The following is a 21,302-nucleotide window of genomic DNA, read 5'->3' as shown; positions in this document are numbered from 1 at the left end:
CGCAACAATCGCAAAATAATTACGGGCCGAATGATTGATAAACCGCAGAGCGCACTGAGAACTTTTCAACTCCCAACTGTAAACTGAAAACCCTGAACACGGAACGCGGCGAGGGCGCCGCGTCTACGACTCTGCCTCTCTGCTAATCCCTGAATGCCTGATGCTTTCTGCAAAACTTCCGTGTGTGTTGTGTATCCCCTGGTTTAAATATCTGCGTTCATCTACGTTATCTGCGGATTTCCCAAGACAGGCAAAGATGCCGCGATACATTACACTTTTGTGTGTTTTTGTGTTTTTTGTGGCTATAATTTTTCTTAATACGCTCTAGAACCCCGGCAGCGAATTCCGGGATCAAAAATTTATTTTGTTCGCGCCGCGCCGCAAAACAGATTAAAACGCCGGCTTCAACCACGGGCAATGCAGATGAAAACAGATGAAGAAACCAAAACGACATAAGAGTTCTGACAGGATTCACAGAATTTTCCTAAGTCCATGGTGTCCGGCGGTTGAAAAAATTTGAAATGAAAGAAAACAATCGTCAATCGTCAATCGTCAATGATCCATTGTGCATCGGCGTTTTCGGCGGATCATTTGATCCGGTGCACTGCGGGCATATAACGGTCGCGCAGGATGCCGTAGAGCAGCTTGGTCTGGACCGGCTGATTTTTATGCCGGCGGCAATGTCGCCGCATAAGCCGGACCGCACGCTCGCCGGAGATGAACACCGGTTTGCAATGCTGGAACTTGCTGCCGGCGGAAATCCGGTATTCGAGGTTTCCGGGCTGGAACTCCGGCGCGGCGGAGTTTCGTATACATTCGATACCATCACACAACTGCGTACAGAAAATTCCGCAGCGCAATTTTTTTTCATCATTGGGCTTGATTCGCTCGCCGAACTGCATCGGTGGTATCGCATAGAAGAACTGCTTAAAATCTGCACTATTGTTCCGTTCGCGCGCGGCGGTGACAATGCAGCTGAAATTGCGGCGCAAATTCAATTAACCGGCGAATGGAAGCAGCGGCTGCTGGGGCGCGTTATTGCTATTCACAAAATCGATGTTTCATCGTCGGACATCCGGCATCGGCTGGCGGCGGGCAAAAATATTCGCGGGCTTGTTCCGGCAGCAGTAGAGCGCTATATTGACACTCATCATTTATATAGGGAGAAAGGAAAAAATTTAATGAGTGAAGCACTTCCTGAAGTGATCGGGAAATCCATAAAATTTCTGGACGAAAAAAACGCCAAAGATATTGTCATACTTGATTTGCGTGCAGTCGCTAACATCGCCGACTATTTTGTTGTCGCCTCCGCCGCCAACAAACCGCATCTGAAAGCGCTGAGCGACGGACTGCAGCGTCTGTTCAAAAATGAACAGTACGAAGGCTGGCGCGCCGCCGGTACGCCGGAATCCGGCTGGGCGATTGTTGATTACGACGGCGTGATGATTCACATTTTCAGCGATGAAATGCGCAGTTTCTACGATCTTGAAAAACTGTGGAAAGATGCGGTGAGAGTTGAACCGGGGAATGTAGAATAATGAATATCGAATTAACGGATTTCGAAATTCCTTGTTCGATATTCGACATTCAAAATTCGGGAGTCCTATGAAGTCATACCGGAAAGAACTTTGGATTAAAGCGCCGCGCCGGCGCGCGTATATAAACATCACACCGGACGTAAATGAATGTTTGCGCGAGAGCGGAATTAAAGAAGGCTTGTGTCTTGTTAACGCGATGCACATTACTGCCAGTGTTTTTATTAACGACGATGAAAGCGGACTGCACGGCGATTTCGAACAATGGCTCGAAAAACTCGCGCCGGAAAAACCGCACAGTCAGTACGCGCATAACGGATTTGAAGATAACGCCGACGCGCATTTGAAACGCCAGCTCATGGGGCGCGAGGCCGTTTGCGCCGTCACTGCCGGAAAACTCGACTTTGGTCCGTGGGAACAGATTTTTTACGGCGAATATGACGGCCTGCGCGAAAAACGTGTCCTTGTGAAAATTATCGGGGAATGAACCGCATCGCCAAAGTCGCCGTTGATCTCAGTCTGGACCGGGAATTCGATTATCTGATTCCGGCAGCACTGCAACCGGCGGTTGAAATCGGCTCGCGCGTGGAGGTGCCGTTCGGCAGCCGGAACGTCACTGGATTTGTCGTCGGGTTCGCCGAAAAATCTGATCTTAAAGAACTGAAGCCGATCGAAAAAGTGCTCGGCGAAACATCGCTCATCACGCCGGTCGTTATGGATCTCGCGCGCTGGATGAGCACCTACTATCTCGCGCCGTTCGAAACGTGTGTTCGTTCCGTTCTGCCGGCTGTCGTCCGGCGGAAGTCCGAAGGCGAAAAAAAGCAGTTAACGGTTTCGTTGATCGGAAAAGTAGACGCAACGTCCCCGTCGCGCTCCACGCACGTCCAAACAAATTATTTTGATTCTTCTGTACCTGTATCTTATTTGTCCGGCGGCAATCTTCCGCACTGGCGGCAGGACGGAACCATGTATTTTGTAACGTTCCGGCTTGCGGATTCTGTACCACAGGAAAAACTGGTACAGTGGCGGCGCGAGCGCGACGAATGGCTGGAAGAAAATCCTGAACCAAAAACGACGGAACGCACCAGAGACGTCGCGTCTGCTTTTTCTGCAGACGAATGGCACGAAGAGTATCACCGGCGTTTTTCAGCACCGTTTGAAAAATGGCTGAATTCCGGCACCGGAAGCTGTATTTTTTCTGACGCAAAAAACCGGCAGATTCTTGAAGAAACAATGCAGGCGTTTGACGGTGAGCGGTATCGAATCGACAGTTATGTAATCATGCCGAATCATGTTCATGTCCTCGTTGCGCCGCGCGGCGACAATACACTGTCTTCGATCATTCAACAGTGGAAATCGGTTTCTTCTCATATGATTGGTAAAGTAGACGCGGCGCCCCCGCCGCGTAATGTGTGTGAACGCGGCGGGGGCGCCGCGTCTACTTTGTGTTCTGCACAACAAAGAAACCTTTGGCAGAAAGAATCATTTGATCACATTGTGCGATCACCGGAAAGTTTATCAAAGTTTCGTGAGTACATTCTTAATAATCCGAAAAATCTGCCGGCAGGAACGTTCAGTGTTTTCTGTGCGAATGCGGAACGCGGCGGGGGCGCCGCGTCTACTTTTTCTGCAAATGAAAATTTGAAGCTAACAGCCAAGCAGCAATCCGTCGTCGACGTCCTCAAGAATTCCGGCGCGCTGCTGCTGACTGAATTAACGGAACGGGCGGGAGTTTCGGCGGCGACTGTGAAAGCGCTGGAGAAAAAGGGCATGGTTTTGATTTCAAGTGAAGCGGTATACCGTGATCCGCACGCCGGAATTCATTTGCTGAAAACAGAACCGTTCGATTTAATGCCGCAGCAGGCGGCGGCGCTGAATCAGATTACTGCAGCAATGGATGAACCGGAGCCGCCGGTGATTCTACTGCACGGTGTAACGGGTTCAGGGAAAACGGAAGTGTATTTACAGGCGATCGCGCGCGCGCTGGAACAGGGCAAAGGCGCGATTGTACTGGTGCCGGAAATTGCACTGACGCCGCAGACAGTGGACCGGTTCCGCGCGCGGTTTGCGGATGCGCCGGAAAAGATTGCAGTGCTGCACAGTTCATTGTCGGACGGCGAGCGTTATGACGAATGGCATCGGATTCGCGCCGGTGAAGCGAAGATTGTGGTCGGCGCGCGGTCGGCGCTGTTTGCGCCGGTGGAAAATCCCGGGTTGATTGTCGTCGATGAAGAACACGAGCCGACCTATAAGCAGGATGAAGCGCCGCGGTACAGCGCGCGCGATACGGCGGTGATGCGCGGACGAATGGAAAAGTGCGCGGTGGTGCTCGGTTCGGCGACGCCGGCGCTGGAGTCGTACGCGAATGCGAAGAGCGGAAAATACCGTTATGTCGACATGCCGCAGCGCGTGGACGACCGGCAGATGCCGCTGATGCAGATTGTGGATATGCGCATTGAAGCGCAGCGCGAAGGCAAACCGCATCTGTTTTCACGCGAACTGGTTGAAGCCATCCGCACACGGTTGAACCGCGCGGAGCAGACAATGATTTTTATGAACCGGCGCGGCTTTTCGTCGTCACTCACCTGTCCCGACTGCGGTTATACCGCAGAGTGTTCGCAGTGCAGTGTCGGGCTGACGTTTCACAAAGCACGCGGTCGGCTGGTGTGTCATTTTTGCGGCGATGAAATTCCGGTGCCAGAAAAATGTCCGGCGTGCGCATCGCTGCAGTTTAAATATTCCGGCGCCGGCACCGAAAAAATTGAAGAGGTGGTGACGGCGCTGTTCCCTAAAGCACGGATTCAGCGGATGGATTCGGATACAATGCGCCGGAAAAATGCGTACCGCGATGTGCTGGGAAAATTCCGTACCGGAAAAATTGATATTCTCGTCGGGACACAGATGATTGCAAAAGGGCTCGATTTCCCGAACGTCACACTCGTCGGCGTGGTCAACCCGGATCACGCCCTGCACATGGCGGACTTTCGCGCCGGCGAGCGTGTGTTTCAACTACTGACGCAGGTTGCCGGCCGTGCCGGGCGCGGAGAAACCGCCGGCGAAGTGATCGTGCAAACCTATACGCCGCACCATCCGGCAATTCAGGCGGCGCAGCGCATGGACTTCGCCGGTTTTTGCGATCAGGAATTTTCATTCCGCCAGGAGCTCGGCTATCCGCCGTACACCCGTTTGGTATGCATCACATTTCGCGGCAAAGACAATCTGCAGACCGGCGGCATGGCTGAAAAATTTTTCGCCGGCGTCGAACAATGCGCCGGCGCAACTGTTATTCTTTCTCCGGCAATGCCGGCGCCGATCGCGCGCATTCGCGGCGAATACCGCTGGCAGATTCTGCTGCGTGCGGCGCATACCAAAACGCTGAGCACCGCTATCCGCGCCGCCTTCGGTATGATGAAGCTGCCGAAAACCGTCAAAGTTACAGTGGATGTTGACGCGGTCTCCTTGCTTTAAAAATTCCGGTAACTACAGGGGGAAATCATCTATTTTACATTGCCTGCAGTTTTTGCACAACGCGCAGATCGGCTTTGGAAAATGCATAGTTGCGGAGACCGGCGATTTTTACCCAGGCAAAACCGGCGCAATGAAGCGCACGCGGGCGTCCGGCGACAAGGCGCATTTTATAAACGTGCATGGTCATTTTAAAATGGCTGTAGGTGTGGGTGACCGTCATAAAAAATTCGCAGGGTGCAACTGTAATGCCGAGCTCTTCTTTGAGTTCACGTACAATGCACTCTTCGATACTTTCACCGGGCTCCTGTTTGCCGCCAGGAAATTCCCACAGTCCGGCGAGCATACCGCCGGCACGCCGCTGCGCAATGAGCACTTCATTTTTCCGGCGCAGTGTGATGGCGGCACCGACGATGATGTGCGGAATTTTTTTCTTTTTCCTGAATGCCGGGAATTTTTCGACGGCGTTTGTGTTGCGCGCAATGCAAACAGTATTCATTGGACATGCGCCGCACACCGGATTTTTCGGCAGGCAGACGGTCGCGCCAAGTTCCATCATTGCTTCGTTAAAATTTCCGGCGCGGCCTTTTACAAGCATGGCATCGGCGAGTGCTTGAATCTGTTTTGCACCGGCGCCGGTTTTCGGATCGCTGGAGAGTGCGAAGAGCCGGCTGATAACGCGAATGACGTTGCCGTCCACCACCGCCGCATCGATATTAAACACCAGGCTGGCAATGGCGGCGGCAGTATAGCTGCCGATACCGGGAAATTTTTTTAATGCTTTCTCAATATCATCAGACGCGACGAAGGCATCGCGTCTACATGCAACAATCATTTTCGCCGCCGCGTGCAAATTGCGCGCACGGCTGTAATAGCCGAGTCCTTCCCACTGTTTTAGAACAGCATCCTGCTGCGCGCCGGCGAGCGCGCGCCACGACGGAAAGGTTTTCATCCAGCGCCGGTAATAGTCGATCACGGTGTCGACGCGCGTCTGCTGCAGCATAACTTCAGCAACCCAGACCCGGTAGAGCGTGCGGTTTTTACGCCACGGCAGATCCCGCGCATGTGCTGCAAACCACGGCAGCAGCCGGCGTTTCACTGCTCTTTGTATTGCCGGAATGTGCTGGTTTTTTTCAGCTTGGGATTTGACTGCGCGCATAATCAGGCTAGGATTCCTGCAATTCACCGGAGTTTCAATCCCGAAGAGGAAAAGTTTGCGTTTGTAAAATCTGCCGCCGGCGGTTTATGCTATACCGGATTTTGAAATAGGAGACCGTTATGTTTAAAAAAACAGCTTTACTGTTTGTTGTTATTGCCGCCGCACTGAACGCTTGCGCGCGCCAGGCTGACGAAATTATCATGTTGATCGTGCCGCGCGAACCGGTGCCGGTGCGTGTCGGTCAGGATATTGCATTGAATTATCCGACGCTGCTCGTGACCTATAAACAAACCGGCAGCGAGCTTGAAATTCACGGCTGGACCGGCGAAAAGTGGGTCGGTATCCGCTATGAAGATTATAAGATCGGCAACTTTTTCACCCGTCCGCCGGTGCGCTGTATTCTGGTTGAAAGCGCCGGAATGCCGGTGCCGCAAGAGATGATTCCCGACGGATCATGGTGTCCGGAAGGTTATAAAATCTCGTCCACCGATCCGCGCGTTATGCTGCATCTCGCCGGACTGAACCTCAATTTCTCCTATCGCACCTGGAAACTTTATGCCAAAGCGTACCGGATGGAAATTGAGGACATCAACCCCGGTCTCGTCAATGTTCCGTGGTGGCACTATCAGGCCAAAGACCTGAGCCGTTACAATAGCCGCAATGATGAACTCGACAAAGAATACTGGAACTCGCTGAACATTGTTTCGCCGGCGCCGGTTGAACCGGTTGTCTTTGAAGAAGAGACTGCACCGGCAGTTGAGGAGAAAGAAGATTCGCGCGTTATTCTGATTGAGGCCGCCGGCGACGACACCGCCGCGGTCGAAGGCATTGAAGCACCGCCGCCGCCGGCCGAAGTTGAAGCCGATCCGTTCGGTACCGGTGACATGCCCGAAGCCGTCATCATCAACCCGTCCGTGCCGAAAAAATCATCCTGGTGGAAATTCTGGAAATGAAAAAACTGTCCGCTCTTCCGCTGCTGATTTTATTCGCCGCCGGCTGTGCATCCAAGCCGCCGGTGGTAAATATTGACACCGTTTCGCCGCGCTTTTCTACCGCGTATGCCGGCGGGCAGATGTCCATCAGCTGGAACTCCGCGCCAAATCAGATTTATACTATTTTCTATACCGATGCGCCGCGTAACCAAAGACCCGATTGGAAACCGCTGCCGCAGGCTGACCGCATTCAAGGCACCGGCAAACAGATTGAGGTCGTCGACAAACCCGCCACCGGTGACGTGCGCCGTTATCTGCTCATGACCGGCGACCAGAAGCCGTATTAAATAATGATTTTCCGGCGCGCCATTTTAATTTCGTTTATCTGCGCCGGAATTTCCATTTCAGCAGGCGCCGCGATCCGTACCATTCCATTCGACGGCAGAAACTATGTTGCACTCAATACCATCGCGGCTTATTACGGTATGACTGTATCCGCGCCGGCAAAAGACCGGATGCACCTCACGAATAAATGGCACACTGTCGAATTTGAAACCACCGGCCGGCGCTGCTGGATCAATGGCACGCTCGTCTGGCTCAGCAGTCCTGTCAAAAAAATCGGCTGGCAGTTCACCATTGAAGAACTCGACTTCAACCAAACCGTTGAACCGGCGCTGCGGCCTTATGAGCATCTCGGACGCGCCGGAAACCGCACCGTCGTACTTGATGCCGGACACGGCGGCAAAGACAACGGCGCCGTCAGTCCGCGCAATGTACAGGAAAAACGGCTGACGCTTGACGTCACCAGGCGCGTGCGGACCATTTTGCAAAGCCGCGGCATCAACGTCGTCCTCACCCGCTCTGAAGATAAAGATCTGTCTCTGCCGGCGCGCACAAAACTTGCATCCACCTTGCAAGGCGATCTTTTCGTCAGCATTCATGCCAACTCCGCCGCCGACCGCAGCGCTAACGGCATTGAAACATTCGTGCTCTCACTGCCCGGACGCTACAGTCATAACTCGTTCGGCAAAGGCGCCGCATCAACTGCAAAAAATCCGGGCAATCATTTCGACGCCGCCAACATGGCGCTTGGATTCGCGATTCAGAAACATTTAGTTCGCACCACTGCGCGCACTGACCGCGGTGTTAAACGCGCGCGGTTTCAGGTAATTAAAGACGCGCCGTGTCCGGCGGCGCTTGTTGAAATCGCCTTTCTGAGCAATGCGCGGGAAGAAGCCGTCGTAATTGAAGCCGCCGGACGTGATAAAATTGCACGCGGCATCGCCGACGGCATCAGCGAATATCTCAACCATGTCAATCGCGCCCGCACACCAAAAGGTTAAAAAACGTGGGTGTAAAGCGCCGGAGAGAAATCGCCGTAAAAACATAACAACGCGGCAAATTATAAAAACAGGTGCCAGCCGGAACCGGACACTTGCTTTTACAATCGGTCACATTTTCCGGCGCTTCCTCAATTTGCGTCCGACATAGGAAATTTTCTCTTTCGGCCCCGGAACAGCGGGCGAAGCGGCTTCGCGGAGTTCGTAAAGCTGATCGCGGAGCAGGGCGGCGCGTTCAAATTCGAGTTTTTCAGCGGCGCCGAGCATTTCGCGCTCAAGCTCCATGATGGTCTGATTAATGTCGTAATCTTCGCCGGTTTCACGCAGCACCCACTCTTCCGTATCCTCGGCATCTTTTTTGAGATGCGCCAGGCTTTCCTGAATTTCTTTCTGGATCGCCTGCGGTATGATCCCGTGCTCTTCGTTATAGGCGATCTGCTTTTTCCGGCGATGTTCGGTGACGTCAATCATCCGGCGCATTGAGCCGGTGATCTGATCGGCATACATAATGACTTTGCCGTCAATATGCCGTGCCGCGCGTCCGGCGGTTTGAATGAGCGATGTTTCGGAACGCAAAAATCCTTCTTTATCGGCATCGAGAATTGCCACCAGCGAAACTTCCGGCAGGTCGAGCCCTTCACGCAGCAGGTTAATTCCAATCAGACAGTCGAACTCCGCCTTGCGCAGACTGCGCAGAATTTCAACGCGTTCAATCGCGTCAATTTCGGAATGCAGATATTGCACGCGCAGTCCGGTTTTTTTCAGATAGCCGGTTAAATCTTCGGCGGTGCGTTTGGTCAGCGTTGTTACCAGCGTGCGCTCACCGCGTTCAGCCCGCGCGCGGATTTCTTCCATCACATCATCGATCTGTCCTTTCAGCGGACGGATTTCCACCGGTGGATCGACAATGCCGGTCGGCCGGATCACCTGCTCCACCGGCTTCCCTCCGTGTTCAGTTTCGTACGGTCCCGGTGTGGCAGTAGTGAAAATCATCTGACCGGTGACATCCATAAATTCGTTAAACTCAAGCGGACGGTTATCGAGCGCCGACGGCAACCGGAATCCGTGCTCAACGAGCGTTAATTTGCGCGCGCGGTCGCCGTTAAACATGCCGCGGATCTGCGGCAGTGTGGCGTGCGATTCATCAATGATCGTCAGAAAGTCCGCCGGAAAATAATCGAGCAGACATGCCGGGCGGTCGCCGGCGGAACGGCCGGAAAGATGACGCGAATAATTTTCGATACCGCCGCAATAGCCGATCTCTTTCATCATCTCGATGTCATATTCGGTGCGCATCCGGATGCGCTGCGCTTCAATCAGCTTGTTCGCTTTTTCAAGCTGCGCGACGCGTTCATCGAGTTCTTCACGGATGCGCGCGAGCGCCGGCGCCATTTTTTCGTACGGCATCACAAAGTGCCGCGCCGGCGAAATCATCACGCGGCTCAGCATTTCCTCTGTTTTTCCGGTGAGCGGATCAATGCGCTGAATGCTGTCGATCTCATCGCCGAAGAATCCGACGCGCAAACCGTATTCGGCGTACGATGGAAAAATATCAATCGTGTCGCCGCGCACGCGGAATGTTCCCGGCAGCGTTTCAAAATCGTTGCGTTCATATTGCACCGTCACAAGCTGCTGCAGAAGTTCATCGCGATTGCACTGCTCGCCTTTGCGCGCCGAAACAATCATATTTTTATAATCTTCCGGCGAACCCAAACCGTAAATACAGGAGACAGACGCCACGATAATGACATCTTTGCGGTTCAGCAGACTGTCGGTTGCCGCCAGCCGCAGCCGTTCAATTTCAGAATTAATCGACGCATCTTTTTCGATAAACGTATCCGTCTGCGGAATGTATGCCTCCGGCTGATAATAATCATAATAACTGATAAAAAATTCGACGGCGTTATGCGGAAAGAATGATTTCAACTCGGCGTAAAGCTGCGCTGCCAGCGTTTTGTTGTGCGACATTACCAGTACCGGCTTGCTGTGTCGTGCAATTACATTTGCTATCGTAAATGTTTTGCCGGAACCCGTTACACCCTCCAGCGTCTGAAAACGCTGCCCCGAATCCAGACCTTTCAACAACGCTTCAATCGCCGCCGGCTGATCGCCTGTCGGCTGATAATTTGAAACAAGCTGGAATGATGTACTCATTCGGAGAATTATTAACTGCCGGAGAACGCAAAGAACACAAAAATTTAGCCGCCAATTCAAACGCGCCGGAGGTCGCGTTCCACCTTTTGTGTATTTTGTGTTTTTCGTAGTTCAAATTCCGGCACGATTTCTTTAGATTCCGGCGTTCATTTTGAAAGGATTTTTATGGCGGGTGAATATGTTTATAATTTACAGAATCTGACGAAGCAGCACAATAAAACCATGGTGCTGGACGATGTCATGCTGGCATTTTTCTTCGGTGCAAAAATCGGTGTGATCGGCGGCAACGGCGCCGGAAAATCGTCGCTGCTGCGCATCATGGCGGGCGTGGATACCGATTATATGGGTCAGGTACAAATCGCAAAAAATGCGCGCATCGGCTATCTGCCGCAGGAGCCGCAGCTCGATGCATCAAAAACCGTGCTGGGAAATGTGATGGAGGGCGTCGCCGAAGCCAAAGCCATTCTCGACCGCTACGATGAAATCTGCGATCTGCTCGCCACCGATCTTGCGGACGAAGAGAGCGACAAACTGAATGACGAACTCGGCGAACTGCAGGATAAAATTGATACGCAGGATTTATGGAGCCTCGACCATAATGTTGAAATGGCGATGGATGCATTGCGTCTGCCGTCCGGCGACAACTCCGTTGAAAAACTTTCCGGCGGCGAAAAGCGGCGTGTCGCGCTTTGCCGGTTATTGATTTCAAACCCGGACGTTCTCCTGCTCGACGAACCGACCAACCATCTCGATGCGGAATCGGTCGCGTGGCTGGAAGAATATCTGAAACGCTTCGCCGGCACACTGATTGTAATTACGCACGACCGCTATTTTCTCAATAACGTGACGGAATGGATTCTCGAACTCGATGCCGGCCGCGCCTATCCGTACAAAGGCAATTACGAAGCATGGCTCGAACAGAAACAGGCGCTGCTCGCCGCGCAGAACAAACAGGCCGTGTCGCGCAGTAAACTGCTGCAGCGCGAACTGGAATGGGTGCGCGCCAATCCGTCCGGCCGCCGTGCGAAGAGTCAGGCGCGCCTGAAAAACTATGAAACGCTGGCGGCGCAGGAAATTGATACGCGCGAAGACAGTGTTGAAATTCAGATTCCGGCGGGCGAGCGGCTCGGCAATCTCGTGGTGCGTGCCGAAGGATTAACCAAAAACTACGGCGACCGCATTATCATGGAAAATGTGAACTTTGATCTGCCGCCCGGCGGAATCGTTGGCGTCATCGGCGCCAACGGCGCCGGTAAAACCACACTCTTTCGTATGATCACCGGACAGGAAGAACCGACTGCCGGAGAATTGAAAATCGGTCCGACGGTGCATATTTCTTATGTCGACCAGTCGCGCGACGAATTGAATCCCGACAAAACGGTTTACGAAGAAATCTGCAGCGGCAACGACTGGATTGATCTCGGTGGCAAGCGCATGAACGGACGCGCCTATTGCGGTAAATTTAATTTTAAAGGCGGCGAACAGCAGAAAAAAGTCGGCATGCTTTCCGGCGGTGAACGCAACCGCGTGCATCTCGCCAAACTTTTGCAGCGCGCCGGCAATTTACTGCTGCTCGACGAACCGACGAACGACCTTGACGTAACCACACTGCGTGCGCTCGAAGAAGCGCTGTTGAATTTCGGCGGCTGCGCGGTGGTTATCAGCCACGACCGCTGGTTTCTCGACCGCATTGCCACGCACATTCTTGCGTTCGAGGGCGACAGTAACGTCACCTGGTTTGCAGGCAACTATGAAGCCTATCATGAACAGCGCCGCCGCCTGCTCGGCGACGAGGCCGACAGACCGCACCGCATTAAATTCCGGCCGGTTTCGCATAATTAAAAAGTCGAAAGTCCAAGATCTAAAGTCTAATGTCTTCTGCATGGCCGAATTAAAAAACACCTTTTCGTGGTCGTTCAGCGCCGCAGCGGATTTCGATGAATGCCGCCGGCGGCGCTACTGGAGCAAATACGGCATGTGGGGCGGCTGGAACCGCAACGCCGCGCCGGAAACGAAAACAGCGTACCGGCTCAATAAAATGGATAATCGCTGGGGACTGATGGGTCAGGCGGCGGAAATTTCGATCATGCGCGTGCTGCGCCAGCATCAGGCGGGTAATCCGATGGATACGGAAACGGCGTATGAGACGGTGGCGCGCCCTTTTTTGCGTCAGAAATGGACGGAATCGAAGCGCGGCGAATGGAAGAATGATCCGAAAGGAAAATGCTGCCTGCGCGAACATTATTACGGCACAATGGGTGACGAGAAAACCGCCGGCGAACAGATTGCGAATCAGATTAAAAACTGCATTCAGAATTTTATTGATAAAATTCTGCCGCGCATTGAAGCCATTACGCGCGAACAGGAACTGCCGGTGCGTACGCCGGAGATGGGCGGCGATCCGGAACATATTGTCTGGAACGGCGTGAAGATGTATGTCATTCCGGATTATGCATACCGCGCCGGAAACGCGTTTCACATTCACGACTGGAAAGCCGGAAAAATTAAAGGATCACACCGCGAGCAGCTCGGAATGTATGCCATCTGGGCGCGTGAAAAATTCCGGGCAATACCGGAAGATACATTTCTTTATGTTGAATATCTGAATGAGGGCGTTGTCGCGCCGTTCCAGTTAACCGCCGGCGATTTTGAAATGCTGGAAACACGCATTGAAGATTCGGTGGCGGAAATGACGGAATACCTCGTTGATTTTGACCGCGAAAAAAACAGTCCGCTGCCGAAAGAGGAATGGGATTTAGCTTCCGATGCCGATTCCTGTAAGCAGTGCAATTTTTATGAACTTTGCAAAACAGAACTGGGTTAAGAAGTTCAGGGTTCAGAGTTCGAGGTTGATTTTGGCAGGCCCTTGCTGTCCGCGGTCGCAGGGCCGGCGACCCTCTATTCAAAATCTTCGTTTTCTTCTGTACATTTCCGGTGAATTCGAATCCGGTCAGCTTGTAACACATTATTCAAACTCACCGGAATCGTCATCATCTGCCGGTTCTTCAAAGGTTTCTGCAAGCAGCGTGTCGCGCGCGCTGATGTACGGTCCGGGGAAAAGTTCGATGAATTCTTCGGGGTTGTTGCGATACATGTTGCGGATGTTGTGATAGCCGGAACGCGGATAGCGCAGTATATCTTCCAGCGCGGCAGTCTGAACATTCTGAACAGCAAAGAGCAGTTCGTCGGCAGTGGAATCCTGAATGTTGAGCAGCAGCTGTTTTGCCGCCGGCGGAACGCGGTGCATATTCTGCGTGTGAATTGAATATTTAATATATTCAACGATGCGCTCGTTCATGCCTGCTTCGAGCAGATAAATCAGCTCAATAAGTTCCGGACGCGTGAAGACCAGCCGGACGCACGGCAGCGGTGTATTTTCCGGCAGTGCGGCGCGCAGGTCGTCGGTCATTTTATCGAAGTGATCGACAATTTCTTCGCGTGTGAAGGTTGTATCCGGCATCCAGTAGATTATGAAATCGCGCTCGGTGTCGTGGTAAAGCAGCGGCTTGTCGATCCGGAACGACGCGTCGCACCGGTGGCATTGCACGCGGTTCAAAGTATTTTCGAACAGTGCGGTTTTCAGCTCCGGATTCTGTGCAACGTTGATGGCGTCGTGCAGTTCAACATTCTGTGCGGTGCCGCATTCCGGACAGCGGATGGAATGAGTTTTCGTTGCGCTCATCGGGCTACCACGCTTCCCGGTGAATGAGTTTTTCGTCAAAACGGTATTCCGGCGGCAGTTGTTCTGCCGGTACACCGACAGGGAATAATGCAAACGGAATGAGACTTTCCGGCACGCCGAACACGTTCCGGCAGCCGGTAATCCGCGGCGGAATATGAATCACCGCCAGCCAGACAGTTCCCAGCCCCAGCGCATGCACAGCGAGCTGCAGATTCTGCGCGGCACAGGCACAGTCCTGTTCGCCGAATCCTTTAAAGCCTTCGCGCGCCGGATCGAAGCAGATTAAAATTGCAGCGCCGGCCTGACGGATCAGCGGATTGCCTTCGTCAACCTGATCGGCAAGTGCGTTGAGTTTGGCTTTGTCGGTTGTAACTGCAAACTGCCACGGGCGCCCGTCGCCGGCGCTCGGAGCGTTCATCGCAGCTTCAAGCAGGATGTTAATCTGGTCTTCTGCCACCGGTTTGTCTTCAAACGCGCGAATACTCCGGCGCGTCATCATTGCATGAATCGTGTCCATAAAATCTCCAGTAAAAATTATGCGTTTGTCACCGCGGTTTGAATGGGATACAGCCTTCGATACAAGTGCCTTTGCCCGGCACGCTGCTGATTTCAAGCGTTCCGCCCAGTGCTTCTGCGCGTTCAATCATATTCAGCAGGCCGAATGAACCGGCGCAGTCTTTATTCTCTGGCATGCCTTTCCCGTTGTCGGAAACTGAAATGCTGACCGCATCGGCATCCGAAATCACCTGAATATTCGCTTCCGTCGCCTGAGCATGCCGGAAAATATTGGTCAATGCTTCCTGCACGATACGAAATACAGCAGTTTTAATGTCATCACGGTTAATCTCATCCATCAGATCGACGGACAGGGTACATAGAACATGATTGCGGCCTGACCATTCCGCCACGAGTCCTTCAAGCGCTTCGCCCAGACCGAGATCATCCAGCGCGCCGGGACGCAGCTGCCGGCAAAGAGTGTGGACGAGCCTGATTCCGCCCATCAGCAGGTCATTCATATTGTCCATTTTATTTTTTACGCGCCCTTTACAGGCACACATCTCTTTCATGATCGCTAGGTCAATTTTGAGCGCCGTAAAAATTTGTCCGATTTCATCGTGGAGATCCATCGACAGCCGCCGGCGTTCTTCTTCGCGTACCGATTCCAGATGGTGCGCCAGTCGCCGGTAACGTTCTTCGCCTTCAATCAGTCGCTGCTGCAGCCGCCGGCGTTCAAACGCTTCATCAATCCGGCGCAGCAATCGGGTGGAGTTTTCATCTTTTTTGATGTAATCAAAAATATTCAGGCGCACCGCATTCAGGGCCGATGGCAGCGACGCAAACCCCGTGAGCACAATCACCGGAATATTCGGATATCTGTTTTTCAGCGTTTCAATCAGTTGCAGATCTTCGTTTCCGGGCATTTGAACGTCCAGTACGAAAACATCCGGCAGCTGTTGTTCCGCCGCCGCCAATGTCTCCTCTGCATTACCGGCGGTATCCACTTCATAGCCGTGCTGTGTAATCATCGCCGCCACGGTGCAACGATAAATTTCATGATCATCGGCCAGCAGAACACGCCGCGGGCGGTCTTCATTTCCACTTAAATTCATGGTGTTATATATATACCGGAATAATTCCGGCGGCAAGGGTTTCAACCTGCCGGATCCTTTCACAATATTCGGGGTTACGAAGAGAGTATTTCCGCCGCATCAAGCGGATTTTTCCGCCGCTATGGCGCCAAATCAAAAACTCTACAGAATCTGCGATTTCGGCGCGGTAATGCAAAATGTAACCGCACCTGGGATGCTGTTAAGGGCGGGGAATAAGATTCGGCGGCAGGAATGTCTCGATGAGGTGTCTGCAAAGGATCGCCGAGCCCGCCCGGCCGGGGCCAATGCACCGAAAATCTGAATATTCACAGTAGCGGCGCCCGGCAATACGCATTGACCCGTAAAGGTCAATGCGTTAACATCTCCCGCTTTCAGGTACAGAACATTTAATAAGGATTATCCATGGCGAATACAGTGTTAATCGGTGCCCAGTGGGGCGATGAGGGCAAGGGTAAAGTGATCGACGTGCTGACCTCAAAAGCGAACTGGGTGGTGCGCTATCAGGGCGGAAACAATGCCGGCCATACGGTGGAAATCGGCGATCAGAAATATGTGCTGCATCTGACGCCGTCCGGAATTTTGCGCCCCGGCGTGAAATGCGTGATCGGTAACGGGCTGGTGGTTGACCCGCTCGGGCTCGCCGAAGAATTGCAGGATTTGGAAAAACGCGGCATCGAGTTTGGCAACCGGCTGTTTATCAGCGATCGCGCGCATCTCGTGTTTCAGTATCACAAAGAGCTCGACGGTGCAAAAGAGGCGCGGCTGTCGGAATCCGGCAATAAAATCGGCACCACCAAGCGCGGCATCGGTCCGGCATATATTGATAAAGCCGACCGCATTGGTCTGCGAATGGGCGATGTGCTGGAAGATAATTTCGACGAACTGTTCCGCCGGTGGATCGCCGCGAAAAATGAAATGCTGACGATTCTCGGTGCGCCGGAATTGAATGCGGATGAAATAATAAAAACATACGCCGCAGCATTTGATTATCTGAAGCCGTTTATCTGCGACACACTGCCGATGCTGAACGCCGCTGTCCGCGATCCGGATGCCAATGTTCTGTTTGAAGGCGCCCAGGGCGTAATGCTGGATGTGGACTTCGGAACGTATCCGTTTGTGACCTCGTCGAATACCAGTGCCGGCGGCGTGGCTTCCGGCGCCGGCGTTCCGCCGCACTCGGTTGACGAGGTGATCGGAATCGTCAAAGCCTATACCACACGCGTTGGCGAAGGGCCGTTTCCAACGGAGCTGTTTGATGCCGCCGGCGAACAGCTGGCGAAGGTCGGTAACGAGTTCGGCGCGACCACCGGACGGCCGCGCCGGTGCGGCTGGTTCGATGCGGTCGTTGCGCGCTATTCCGCGATGATTGCCGGAATTGACCGCTGGGCATTGATGAAGATGGACGTGCTCGACGGCTTTGAAACGATCAACGTTTGTGTTGCGTACGAGTGCGATGGCGAACGTATCGAATCCGTTCCGTCCAGCATCAGTAAATTGTCGCGCTGCAAGCCGGTGTACAAAGAATTTAAAGGCTGGAACTGCTCAACCCGCAATGCAGCCTCATTTGATGAACTGCCGGAACAGGCGCAGAACTATGTCCGCTGGATTGAAGAACTCACGAACGTCCCGGTGAGCATTTTGTCGGTAGGGCCCAATCGTGCAAGCACGATAGAATTATAGATTGCAGATTGAAGATTCGCAGGAGAAGTTTGTGATTGCGCAAGAATTAAAAAAACGAACCAGGCAGTTTGCCTTGCAGGTCATGGAATTAATTGACGACCTGCCGCACACAATCAAAGGCCGCGTTATTGCGAATCAGCTTTTACGTTCTGCAACTTAAAATGAAATCGTCTGTTTCCAGTCAAAAATCTACAATCTGCAATCCGCCATCTGCAATTCCTGCTCACGTTGCAATCATCATGGACGGCAACGGACGGTGGGCGCAAAGGCGCGGCTTCCCGCGCCTGAAAGGTCATGAAGAGGGTGCGCAGTCGATACTGGCGGTGCTAAAAGCGGCGCAAAAAGCGGGCGTAAAATATATAACTCTGTATGCCTTCAGTACGGAAAACTGGACCCGTCCGCAAGAGGAGGTGGACGGGCTGATGAGTCTGCTGGCTCAATTTATGGAAAAACACAGCCCTCTGTTTTTAAAAAATAAAATCCGGCTGCGTGTTATCGGTCAGATGGAGCGTCTGCCGGAAAAAGTGCAGAAAAAATTATCGGCGCTGATGGCGGAATCTGAAAAGGAGTATGAACACACGCTGATCGTAGCGCTGAGTTACGGAGGACGGCAGGAGATTGCCGCAGCTGCAAAAAAAATTGCGCGCGAAGCTGTCGCCGGGAAGCTGGATCCCGAGACGATTGATGAAACAACGGTGGCGGCGCATCTCTATCTTCCGGATGTTCCCGATCCGGAACTGATGATCCGCACGAGCGGCGAACAGCGGCTGAGTAATTTTCTGCTCTGGCAGCTCTCGTATGCCGAGCTGTACATTACTGAAACTCTGTGGCCTGATTTTCGTGAGCCGGAATTTTTCGCAGCACTCGAAGCATTTAACCGGCGCTGCCGGCGTTACGGCGGTGTTGAAACCAGGTGAGGTTCGCAATGGCAATGGATAAAAAACGGATTGTTCTCGGACTGCTGATTGCGGCAGTCATCGCGGCGCTGCTGCTGCTGGTTCCTTCCGGCAATCTGCTGACGCTGATTGCGCTGCTGCTGATCTGCGCCATCGGCATGCACGAATTTTACCGCTTAATCGACCGTGCGGACCTGCCGGCATCATATCATTTCGGCATCGCCAGTGGAATCGCGTTTGTTGCGATGACGTGGTTTGTGTGCCGCGCCGGGGTTTCGACACATATTCTCTGGGCATTGCTGGTTTTAATTCTGCTCATTAATTTCTGCCGGATTCTAGCGTATCCCGATGCAAAATTTGCCATCCGCAACGCTCTCGGAACGCTGTTCGGCTTTATTTATGTCGCTTTTTTCTGGAGTTTTTTCGTACGCATTTTCATGCTTGGTCCGAAGAATGTGCCGGCGTACAGCGGACTTTATTTTCTGCTCGCCGTAAAATGGGGCGATGCCGGCGCCTACTTTTTAGGGTGCCGGTTCGGCAAACACAAACTCTTCCCGCGCATCTCGCCGAAAAAGAGCTGGGAAGGGCTGTTCGGTGGGATGCTGGCTTCATGTATTATCGGCGCGCTGTGGTGGTATTTCAGCGATGCCACGCTCGGCAGCTACCGCTTTCCGCTCTATCATGCACTGATTCTCGGGATCCTGTTTCCTGTCGTCGGGACGCTTGGTGATCTGATGGAGTCGCTCTTTAAGCGCGCGGTGGATGCCAAAGATTCCGGAACGATTGCGCACGGACTTGGCGGAATACTTGATATGATCGACAGCATCCTTTTCGCTGCGCCGTTCCTGTATATGTACATCGAATTTTTCTTTAGGAAATAAACCGCGGATAACGCGGATGAAAACGGATTTTTCACGAAAAAAATTTAAGCAAAGAGAGAATTAAAACCACTAATCTTCACTGATCGGCACTAATAATTAGTAATGCGAAGAAGGGCGTTGCGAATGCAAAGCAGCGAAACGGCAACATGAGTGTTAATTAGCGGTTCAAAAAAATATATCATGAGCTCACTTTTTCAAATCGGATCGCTGTTGTACTCGTTCGTTCTCGCCGTTGTTGTGTTCGGCGTGACGGTATTCATGCACGAATTCGGGCATTACATCGTTGCGCGCCGGTGCGGGCTGGTGGTGAAAACATTTTCAATCGGCTTCGGCCGCGCAATTTTTCAGTGGCAGAAAAACGGCATCATCTACAAAATCGGCTGGATTCCGTTCGGCGGTTACGTTGCGCTGCCGCAGCTTGATCCGGCCGGCATGGAAAAAATCCAGGGCGACAGTTCCGCCGGCGAAATATATGCCGCGATTTCACCGTGGAAAAAAATCGCCGTAGCACTGTCCGGTGCTGCCGGAAATATTCTGCTCGCCATTGTTCTCGCGCTGGCGATCTGGCTGATTCCCGGCGATGCCTCCACTGCAAAAGTTCCGTCGATCATCGGGCACGTCGATGAAAACAGCGCGGCGTATGCCGCCGGGCTGCGGCGCGGCGATGAAATCACCGCCGTCGATGGCAAGACAGTGAACAGCTGGTATGATCTAAGTGTCGAGCTGCTGTTAAAAAACAGCGCCACCGCAACGCTGAATATTCTGCGCACGACCGGTGCGGCAGTCATCTCTGTGCCGGTTGAAAAAGGCGAAGAGGGCATTGGCCGTATCCCCGGCGTTGAGCCGGCCATTTCATGCCTGTTCGGACAGGTTACACCGGAAAGCCCGGCGGCGCGCGCCGGAATAAAGTCCGGTGATATTGTGCTCGTATTTAATAATACGCCGGTGCTCGACTGGGTTCAATTCACCGAACTTGTTCAACAGGTTAACCCCGGCGAAGAAGTCAGTCTGATTGTGGAACGCGCTGCCGCACCGGTGGAGCTTACCGTTACGCCGGAATGGAACGAAGAGCTGCAGCGTAACCTTATCGGTGTTCAGCTCGGCGGCGGCGGCATGCCGTGGATGCATTATAAAAAACCGCTCGACCAGCTGATGTATGATGCATCTGCCATCTTCCGCGTTTTAAAAGCGCTCGTTACACCGGCAGAAATCAAACAGGCTGCCGGCGGACTCGGCGGACCGATCGCCATTTTCAGCATGCTTGCCCTTTCATTTAAAAGCGGATTGCTCAATACGCTTGGACTCATTCGCTTCCTCAATATCAATCTCGCGGTTTTAAATCTGCTGCCGATTCCGGTGCTTGATGGCGGACACGTTCTCTTCTCGCTGTGGGAAGGAGTTACGCGCCGGAAAGTGAATCCGCGTTTTCAGATTGCGCTGGTAAATCTGTTCGCACTGCTGCTTATCGGTGCAATGATTTTTCTATCCATCCGCGACGTTGACCGCCTGCGCGCGCCGGCGCCGGCAGCGCACACTGAACAGACTGAGAACAAATGACCAGCCGTTTTAAGCGCCGGCGTGTTCTGAACCGCCCGAAATTCCGGATGCTCAGTCTTACGGCGCTGTTTGCCTTCGCCATTTTTGTTTCATTTAAAATATTTATGGCGCCGGTGAAAACCGTTCAGGTTGTTCCGGCGCCCGCCGGCAACCGCACGGCGCGTCTGCAGCACGTCTATTATTATGCAACGCCGGGAATAAAAATTTCAGTGCGCGAAAAATACATCTGGCGCACACTCGCCTATCTGCCGGAATTCACCAACACGGTTGAAGCTGCCGGCGCAACATCCTTGCAATGGAGTTCCGATTCCCGGCGCTTAACACTCGAAGTGACCGGCACTCCCGTTTGGGAAAAAAGATTCGATCAGTAAGGTAGACGCGACGCCTCCGTTGTGTTCGCGATGTAAAATT

General features: G+C 53.0%; 19 protein-coding genes. 14 read left to right on the top strand and 5 right to left on the bottom strand.

Features of this window, described 5'->3' with window-relative positions; genetic code table 11:
• Positions 1–506 precede the first annotated feature (506 nt).
• The 3 genes from nadD (at position 507) to priA (ending at position 5,003) form a co-directional block, all read left to right on the top strand.
• Positions 507–1,538 (top strand): nicotinate-nucleotide adenylyltransferase, encoded by a 1,032-nt coding sequence (nadD, locus tag WC959_04270; protein ID MFA5688348.1) that lies wholly within the window; start codon positions 507–509, stop codon positions 1,536–1,538.
• A 67-nt stretch (positions 1,539–1,605) separates the two neighbouring features.
• A complete protein-coding gene (locus WC959_04265) occupies positions 1,606–2,022 on the top strand; it encodes a secondary thiamine-phosphate synthase enzyme YjbQ (protein MFA5688347.1) in 417 nt (138 codons plus the stop codon).
• Positions 2,019–5,003, top strand: a complete 2,985-nt coding sequence (gene priA, locus WC959_04260; GenBank protein MFA5688346.1) for a primosomal protein N' — start codon at positions 2,019–2,021, stop codon at positions 5,001–5,003. The genes WC959_04265 and priA overlap by 4 nt, the downstream gene beginning before the upstream one ends.
• A gap of 34 nt (positions 5,004–5,037) precedes the next feature.
• On the opposite strand, the gene mutY is transcribed toward priA, so the two are convergent.
• Complete coding sequence (gene mutY, locus WC959_04255) at positions 5,038–6,159, bottom strand: A/G-specific adenine glycosylase (protein ID MFA5688345.1); 1,122 nt, start codon at positions 6,157–6,159, stop codon at positions 5,038–5,040.
• Between the two features lie 119 nt (positions 6,160–6,278).
• Here mutY and WC959_04250 point away from each other — a divergent pair, with 119 nt between their 5' ends.
• The 3 genes from WC959_04250 to WC959_04240 are packed head-to-tail and all read left to right on the top strand — an operon-like array spanning position 6,279 to position 8,434.
• Positions 6,279–7,112, top strand: coding sequence for a hypothetical protein (locus tag WC959_04250; protein MFA5688344.1), 834 nt, complete (start codon positions 6,279–6,281; stop codon positions 7,110–7,112).
• A complete protein-coding gene (locus WC959_04245) occupies positions 7,109–7,438 on the top strand; it encodes a hypothetical protein (protein ID MFA5688343.1) in 330 nt (109 codons plus the stop codon). Before WC959_04250 ends, WC959_04245 begins: the two co-directional genes overlap by 4 nt.
• A gap of 3 nt (positions 7,439–7,441) precedes the next feature.
• A complete protein-coding gene (locus WC959_04240; protein MFA5688342.1) occupies positions 7,442–8,434 on the top strand; it encodes an N-acetylmuramoyl-L-alanine amidase in 993 nt (330 codons plus the stop codon).
• A gap of 108 nt (positions 8,435–8,542) precedes the next feature.
• On the opposite strand, the gene uvrB is transcribed toward WC959_04240, so the two are convergent.
• Positions 8,543–10,585 (bottom strand): excinuclease ABC subunit UvrB, encoded by a 2,043-nt coding sequence (uvrB, locus tag WC959_04235; protein ID MFA5688341.1) that lies wholly within the window; start codon positions 10,583–10,585, stop codon positions 8,543–8,545.
• Positions 10,586–10,750: 165 nt separating this feature from the next.
• On the opposite strand from uvrB, the gene ettA reads away from it, so the two are divergent.
• The gene (gene ettA, locus WC959_04230; GenBank protein ID MFA5688340.1) at positions 10,751–12,427 is read left to right on the top strand and encodes an energy-dependent translational throttle protein EttA; all 1,677 of its coding nucleotides are present in this window, start codon (positions 10,751–10,753) and stop codon (positions 12,425–12,427) included.
• Between the two features lie 40 nt (positions 12,428–12,467).
• Positions 12,468–13,409 carry a PD-(D/E)XK nuclease family protein gene (locus WC959_04225; protein MFA5688339.1) on the top strand — a complete coding sequence of 314 codons (942 nt, stop codon included), beginning with the start codon at positions 12,468–12,470 and terminating at the stop codon, positions 13,407–13,409.
• 141 nt (positions 13,410–13,550) lie between these two features.
• Here WC959_04225 and WC959_04220 read toward each other — a convergent pair whose 3' ends face one another.
• The 3 genes from WC959_04220 to WC959_04210 are packed head-to-tail and all read right to left on the bottom strand — an operon-like array spanning position 13,551 to position 15,877.
• Positions 13,551–14,267 carry a CpXC domain-containing protein gene (locus tag WC959_04220; protein MFA5688338.1) on the bottom strand — a complete coding sequence of 239 codons (717 nt, stop codon included), beginning with the start codon at positions 14,265–14,267 and terminating at the stop codon, positions 13,551–13,553.
• 4 nt (positions 14,268–14,271) lie between these two features.
• The gene (locus WC959_04215) at positions 14,272–14,784 is read right to left on the bottom strand and encodes a nitroreductase family protein (protein MFA5688337.1); all 513 of its coding nucleotides are present in this window, start codon (positions 14,782–14,784) and stop codon (positions 14,272–14,274) included.
• A 28-nt stretch (positions 14,785–14,812) separates the two neighbouring features.
• A complete protein-coding gene (locus tag WC959_04210) occupies positions 14,813–15,877 on the bottom strand; it encodes a response regulator (GenBank protein ID MFA5688336.1) in 1,065 nt (354 codons plus the stop codon).
• Between the two features lie 402 nt (positions 15,878–16,279).
• Between WC959_04210 and WC959_04205 the strand changes: the two genes are divergently transcribed.
• The 6 genes from WC959_04205 (at position 16,280) to WC959_04180 (ending at position 21,262) form a co-directional block, all read left to right on the top strand.
• A complete protein-coding gene (locus WC959_04205; protein ID MFA5688335.1) occupies positions 16,280–17,557 on the top strand; it encodes an adenylosuccinate synthase in 1,278 nt (425 codons plus the stop codon).
• 31 nt (positions 17,558–17,588) lie between these two features.
• The gene (locus WC959_04200; protein MFA5688334.1) at positions 17,589–17,717 is read left to right on the top strand and encodes a hypothetical protein; all 129 of its coding nucleotides are present in this window, start codon (positions 17,589–17,591) and stop codon (positions 17,715–17,717) included.
• 1 nt (position 17,718) lies between these two features.
• The gene (locus WC959_04195; GenBank protein MFA5688333.1) at positions 17,719–18,474 is read left to right on the top strand and encodes an isoprenyl transferase; all 756 of its coding nucleotides are present in this window, start codon (positions 17,719–17,721) and stop codon (positions 18,472–18,474) included.
• 8 nt (positions 18,475–18,482) lie between these two features.
• Positions 18,483–19,334 (top strand): phosphatidate cytidylyltransferase, encoded by an 852-nt coding sequence (locus WC959_04190; GenBank protein MFA5688332.1) that lies wholly within the window; start codon positions 18,483–18,485, stop codon positions 19,332–19,334.
• A 180-nt stretch (positions 19,335–19,514) separates the two neighbouring features.
• On the top strand, positions 19,515–20,891 hold the full coding sequence (gene rseP, locus WC959_04185; GenBank protein MFA5688331.1) for an RIP metalloprotease RseP: 1,377 nt from the start codon (positions 19,515–19,517) through the stop codon (positions 20,889–20,891).
• Positions 20,888–21,262 (top strand): hypothetical protein, encoded by a 375-nt coding sequence (locus tag WC959_04180; GenBank protein ID MFA5688330.1) that lies wholly within the window; start codon positions 20,888–20,890, stop codon positions 21,260–21,262. Before rseP ends, WC959_04180 begins: the two co-directional genes overlap by 4 nt.
• Positions 21,263–21,302 lie beyond the last annotated feature (40 nt).

It is taken from the genome of Kiritimatiellales bacterium (assembly GCA_041656295.1).
Classification (GTDB): Bacteria; Verrucomicrobiota; Kiritimatiellia; order Kiritimatiellales; family Tichowtungiaceae; genus Tichowtungia.
The sequence above is the reverse complement of the archived record's forward strand: the minus strand, read 5'-3'. Positions and strand labels throughout refer to the sequence as shown.

Coding starts and splice junctions, on each gene's coding strand:
- WC959_04265 (MFA5688347.1), top strand. CDS start 1,606: ATGAAGTCATACCGGAAAGAACTTTGGATTAAAGCGCCGCGCCGGCGC.
- priA (MFA5688346.1), top strand. CDS start 2,019: ATGAACCGCATCGCCAAAGTCGCCGTTGATCTCAGTCTGGACCGGGAA.
- mutY (MFA5688345.1), bottom strand. CDS start 6,159: ATGCGCGCAGTCAAATCCCAAGCTGAAAAAAACCAGCACATTCCGGCA.
- WC959_04250 (MFA5688344.1), top strand. CDS start 6,279: ATGTTTAAAAAAACAGCTTTACTGTTTGTTGTTATTGCCGCCGCACTG.
- WC959_04245 (MFA5688343.1), top strand. CDS start 7,109: ATGAAAAAACTGTCCGCTCTTCCGCTGCTGATTTTATTCGCCGCCGGC.
- WC959_04240 (MFA5688342.1), top strand. CDS start 7,442: ATGATTTTCCGGCGCGCCATTTTAATTTCGTTTATCTGCGCCGGAATT.
- uvrB (MFA5688341.1), bottom strand. CDS start 10,585: ATGAGTACATCATTCCAGCTTGTTTCAAATTATCAGCCGACAGGCGAT.
- ettA (MFA5688340.1), top strand. CDS start 10,751: ATGGCGGGTGAATATGTTTATAATTTACAGAATCTGACGAAGCAGCAC.
- WC959_04225 (MFA5688339.1), top strand. CDS start 12,468: ATGGCCGAATTAAAAAACACCTTTTCGTGGTCGTTCAGCGCCGCAGCG.
- WC959_04220 (MFA5688338.1), bottom strand. CDS start 14,267: ATGAGCGCAACGAAAACTCATTCCATCCGCTGTCCGGAATGCGGCACC.
- WC959_04215 (MFA5688337.1), bottom strand. CDS start 14,784: ATGGACACGATTCATGCAATGATGACGCGCCGGAGTATTCGCGCGTTT.
- WC959_04210 (MFA5688336.1), bottom strand. CDS start 15,877: ATGAATTTAAGTGGAAATGAAGACCGCCCGCGGCGTGTTCTGCTGGCC.
- WC959_04205 (MFA5688335.1), top strand. CDS start 16,280: ATGGCGAATACAGTGTTAATCGGTGCCCAGTGGGGCGATGAGGGCAAG.
- WC959_04195 (MFA5688333.1), top strand. CDS start 17,719: ATGAAATCGTCTGTTTCCAGTCAAAAATCTACAATCTGCAATCCGCCA.
- WC959_04190 (MFA5688332.1), top strand. CDS start 18,483: ATGGCAATGGATAAAAAACGGATTGTTCTCGGACTGCTGATTGCGGCA.
- rseP (MFA5688331.1), top strand. CDS start 19,515: ATGAGCTCACTTTTTCAAATCGGATCGCTGTTGTACTCGTTCGTTCTC.
- WC959_04180 (MFA5688330.1), top strand. CDS start 20,888: ATGACCAGCCGTTTTAAGCGCCGGCGTGTTCTGAACCGCCCGAAATTC.